At 50.7% G+C, this 4,711-nt stretch carries 4 protein-coding genes; 1 reads left to right on the forward strand and 3 read right to left on the reverse strand.

All coding sequences use genetic code 11. The annotated features are described in order from the left end of the window. Positions 1 to 164 precede the first annotated feature (164 nt). From MJ643_RS30130 to MJ643_RS30140, 3 genes are all read right to left on the reverse strand, one after another. Positions 165 to 1,265: an XRE family transcriptional regulator gene (locus tag MJ643_RS30130; protein ID WP_247727258.1), complete on the reverse strand. Its 1,101-nt coding sequence runs from the start codon at positions 1,263 to 1,265 to the stop codon at positions 165 to 167. Continuing rightward, on the reverse strand, positions 1,258 to 1,875 hold the full coding sequence (locus MJ643_RS30135) for a hypothetical protein (protein WP_247727259.1): 618 nt from the start codon (positions 1,873 to 1,875) through the stop codon (positions 1,258 to 1,260). The genes MJ643_RS30130 and MJ643_RS30135 overlap by 8 nt, the downstream gene beginning before the upstream one ends. A gap of 383 nt (positions 1,876 to 2,258) precedes the next feature. Beyond that, positions 2,259 to 2,963, reverse strand: coding sequence for a YiiX/YebB-like N1pC/P60 family cysteine hydrolase (locus MJ643_RS30140; protein ID WP_282103296.1), 705 nt, complete (start codon positions 2,961 to 2,963; stop codon positions 2,259 to 2,261). 735 nt (positions 2,964 to 3,698) lie between these two features. On the opposite strand from MJ643_RS30140, the gene MJ643_RS30145 reads away from it, so the two are divergent. Then, entirely contained in the window at positions 3,699 to 4,427 is a 729-nt protein-coding gene (locus MJ643_RS30145) for a hypothetical protein (protein ID WP_247727260.1), read from the forward strand. Positions 4,428 to 4,711: the final 284 nt, after the last annotated feature.

The raw sequence follows: 4,711 nt of genomic DNA on the forward strand, positions 1-4,711 counted from the left end.
CCGCATCAGTGGGTACCGGCCTGACTTACGCAAGGTGAGTTGAGCGGACGCTTACGGTCATCAGGCATGATCATCGCCCTTATGTTGCGCTTCATGACGGCTCCTGGTGACTGGGTGCAGTAAGTGAGGTTGAGGCTGAGTCCCTTTGCCCTTAGTCGTTTCAATTAGGTAACCAAAGCCAGTGGCGAAACCGGAACCTTGAGCATAAAGCGCTCCTTTACCAGAGCGTCGGTGAGACCGGCGCTCTTCAAGATCCTTCGCCAGGTGGCGTGATCCAAGAGATCTACCGCTCTCTGAACCAGGCTCGGAGCCTCCTTCTCGATGTGCTCGTCCAACTCTTCTCGCTTGGTAAAACCGTTGCGGCTAAGGTAGGTAAAGCCTGAGCGCGCCTGATCCTGTGTGATCAGGTTTAGCGTCTGCGCACGATAAATAATCGCCTTGAAGCTCACCTTCCAGCGAAGCTTCAGCTCACCCAACGCCGCCCAGTTCAGATACTGCCCCCGCATCGATGGGAACTCACCACCAAAGCTTGCCCGTGGCATCAGGAGTGCACTGGCGAACTGGTTGGCCTGTGCTTCGGTTGCTCTGCATCCGGTCTCAATTCCCTGGTGCATGACCAAGTGACCCAGCTCATGTGCGATGTCGAAACGATGCCGGCACGGGTTGTCCTTCGCAGTATTACGAACAATCAAAGGCCGCTTATTGAACAGCGAGAAAGCATCGATACGGTCATCCGCATCCGCCAGATTTACAACCAGCACACCAGCCGACTCAGCCAGGCGCGTGATATTGGCAATTGGGCCAATGCCAATGGACAGATCCCGTCGAAAGCCTTCAGCCGCCTTCTCGATGACATCGTCGCCAGTCAGGGGAGTCTCAAACGGGTTGAACCCCACCGGGGGAAAGTCGACTTCCTGCTCCAGCTCATTGACCAACAGCTCAAAAAGCTCAACCTGGGAGGCGATGCTCTTCTTAATCGTCTGCGTAGAGGCTCGCAGGCTGCGAAAATGGCACTGCTCCAGCTCCACAGAGCCGCGACGGGGACTCGACAGGAACTCCTCCGTGACGCCTAAGGCTTCAGTCAACAGCTCTATCTGAGCCGGACTAGGTACCGCATTCACTTCCAGCTTGTGCGCGTACTGCCGACTCACGCCTAGCAGATTGCCTAAATCAGCTAGCGTAAAGCCAGCAGCGCACCGAGCCAACCTAAGCTTGTCCGGCGAAAATTCAGCCTCAAAAGGAAGCTGGGGTGTTCTGTCATCCATCTAGGGCTTCATCTTTATCTGTGGTGTTGCGATCAACATCTTTGCGCTTGCGCTGTACCTTCGCCTCCGGCACATCCACTGCAGCATGCTGCTCAGCCGATCGAACCGAGAGCACAGAGCGTTCTTCATACTTCCAAAGGCAGACCACGTTGAGATATTCGTCGAAGCCGACGATCGCGACCTCGATTTTCGGGAATTCAAGGTCGTTGTTGCTCGATACGTAGACACGCCAAGTACAGACGTCTGGAGACTTTTCGAACAACGACAATTGCTCTTGCTCAAGCGGGTTAGGCTTGTTGCGGTAGGCCTTTTTGATGCAGTGAGGGTTGTCAGTGACGGTTTGTATCAAGACGCCGTTCAAGGACAGGGTGAAATCAAGAGTGGCGTTGTGCAGCTTCACCCACGGCATGGATTTGTCTGCCGCCAATACCTGGCTAAGCCCTTGCTGACGCCCAAAAAGCATGCTTCCGCGCGTGTAAGCAGTGTCATACGGCCCGCTGGCATCCTGCAGCGCGCTGTACGCTACCTCCAAGACCTGTTGGCAGAAACGATCTACATACTCAGGCAGCAGCCTGGGTTCGAAATGACTCGGGTGTTGGGTCACATGCATCAGGCCGCTCCTTAAACTCTGCAAGTCAGGAAAAATGTCAACCTAGATTCTATGCAAAATTTAAGATCCGTCAACCGAGAAAACCGACATTCAGCAGGGCTAGCAGGGACAGAAGGTCAAAGGGAGTAGGCGAGACAGTCAGGGGCAACGCGAGCCGCGTTATCTTTCCGGTGTGACCGTAGGGCTAGGGATTTTAGAGGAACAACCCGTGCACATGATGCTTCGCCGGGTGCGTGAAAGCTCATCAGCATTAGCCGATTTCCAGGGGTGTGGATGTTTGCAATCACACCCAAAAGCAATCACATGTAAGCGAGTGAATATGCGAGCAAGGGTTAAAAGTACGTCCTTGTACGTTCCAAACCCGTCATCACCAGAAGCTCAATTTACCTCCAATCATCTTCATCCCAGAAACTCAAGACTCTCTTTTCTCTCAGGTCAGCCTTGGTCTTGGCTATGACCTCTTTCATGTGTGGCGAACCCTGCGCCTCAAAGTATGAAAACAGCTGCTTCCTCTGCTGACTAAAATACTGTCTCCGGGCAAATTGCAATTTCTGAAGCTGCATAGACATCTGAATAATCCCGCGCATTTTCTGCCATTCCTGCAAGTCAGAAACATATTCTGATGTTACGTCACTCCAGTCCTTTCCGGAATCGAACGCCTTATCGAAATCCCAAGGCGCAACTTTGCTCGGCTTTTTTCCATTGATTATTCGGATACCAGCCCGCTTATATACCTTTACTGCGAACTCAGAGCAAAAAGATGAAACTTCGTTGCCACCCATCATGAAAGCCCGATTATATCCTTGCCTCAAAAAATACACCGAAGCCTTCTGAAGTTCCTCCTCTTGATGTTCAGTGAGCCCTTTGAGGCGCATTACCCGCCAATCCGCTTTGCAGCTATCGAGCTCTTCGATCATTTCCGCCATGTTAACACCAGAACCACCAACCGAGTGAATTATGGTGTTCTCGGCATAAACCACTGCAACGTGGCTTGACTTTGCACGCCAATATAATGGTTTCTGTACGCGTACAATCCATTTGGAGTGCCGAGCCAACCCGGTCACCAGCAAAATATCACCAGACCTCAACTCTCACCCCCATAAATACATCAGCCTAACTTAGCGACTCACTTGTTGCTTGCACATTTGCCTTACACACAAAGAAAGCCACCACTGCAACACCGTGCAATCATCGTACATCATATATAATACTTTGTAAGCTTGAAACCCCTAATTGGCACTGCGCTTTCAGCATTGATTTTAAGGGCCTGGGTGGCGCTCTAGGCGAAACTCCAAAAGATGGATAGGCAAAAAATCCCCAAGGCCGATCTCGATAGCCCTCCAAGTCAGGTCGCGCCAGATGTCACGCTAAACTATCAGCATGCCGTATACCCGGCTGTTCCGACGCTCGTCCTCATCAACCGGCGTGATCAGGTTCGTACGTAGCATCTCACGCAGCAAGTCAATGACGGGCCTGGGATAACGGCATCGAGCAGACAACTCAGCGATGGGTTGATAGATGAAACAGCTCCAACATTACGCACTTCTACCACCGGTAGCCGCTTCTCCCGGAGCGTAGTGCGGCTAAAGCTCGCAACAAGGATCCACTAGATCAGTTGCAGATCTTCAGCACTCTTGGAGACAAAGCGACTGGCTCACCTTTTCTCAAATCTTGCTGGGAGTTCTCGGAGCTTTCAAGGTTCTGAGGTTTTCAATGCTTCGGTTGCTTGAGTAAGACTCTGGGCCTGCGCAATAGGATTCATGCTTCCGAAAAGCACTCAGGCGAAGTAGAATAAACATCTTTTTACTGGGAAAGACCCGCACATGGAAAAGTTCACCTTCATTGACCGCTACTTCCACAGCCAGCGCGAGCTGTTAGATGTGAGGCATTCGGAAGACCGAGACATCAATACTCTTTTCACCTACCTGACAAACCTGCACTCGACAGCAGACAAGCTTCAGGAATTATTCAAATGCGATATAAAATCAGCTCCAGAATTCAAAATACTAAGGTTTATCAGAAACTATTCCCACCATGTAGATGACGTGGATGAAATCAGGCTACACGTCCGCGTCGGCGAAAATGTGATAGTTAGTCACTCACAACACCTTCTCATACCACTAGAGGTTTTTGCCAAGAGCGTAAAATCTTTTATAGATAATAACACAGTCGACAAAAGCAATAAGAGCTACAAAAGCAAAGTCAAGTACATAGAAAAGGAAATGGACAGCATTTCTGAAATCTTCGACTACACAGCAGATCTCCAGCGCGACCTAGATATGTTCTGCAGCAAGCCTTGCTTAAAGCTAGATGGAAAAGTTTACGAGCTCGGCTTCGACATGTACAAATTCGTGCACAACATAACGAACACTATCGCTGACAAGTGCAAAGGAATTCCGGAACTAAAGAATAAGCAAGTCATCCGAGAGCTGGACAGCTCTTACACCACCACAAACAATATCGGCAAGCACGACGTATTCTGCAGCCCCTTCAACATTCCGATCACTACGACAGATGGCTTTATTTATCCCAAAAAAATTGAGCGAGCTTGAGTAGAGAAGCCTGCGCTATCGTGTTTTGTGCTGGAGATTTCTCTTCTCTGAGATATTAACTGCTCCGCCAGTCGAGGTTGGCTAGCGGAGAACTAGAGAGGGCTCAATTGAGAGACTCTTGTCATCCGGTTTCACGGAACAGGCCCTCTGTTGGCTAAACGGCAGTGCGTGCCTTACGCCCCTCCACACACACTTTCCACCGTTCACCACAAAGCCTCAGTACAGCCCTTGAATCGCCCCGGGTTTCGTGGAGGCCGTTTCGTTTAAGTCAGGCCGCAATGGCC

Origin of the sequence: Pseudomonas sp. PNPG3 (assembly GCF_023093815.1) — a bacterium.
In the GTDB taxonomy this organism is placed as follows: Bacteria; Pseudomonadota; Gammaproteobacteria; order Pseudomonadales; family Pseudomonadaceae; genus Aquipseudomonas; species Aquipseudomonas asiatica.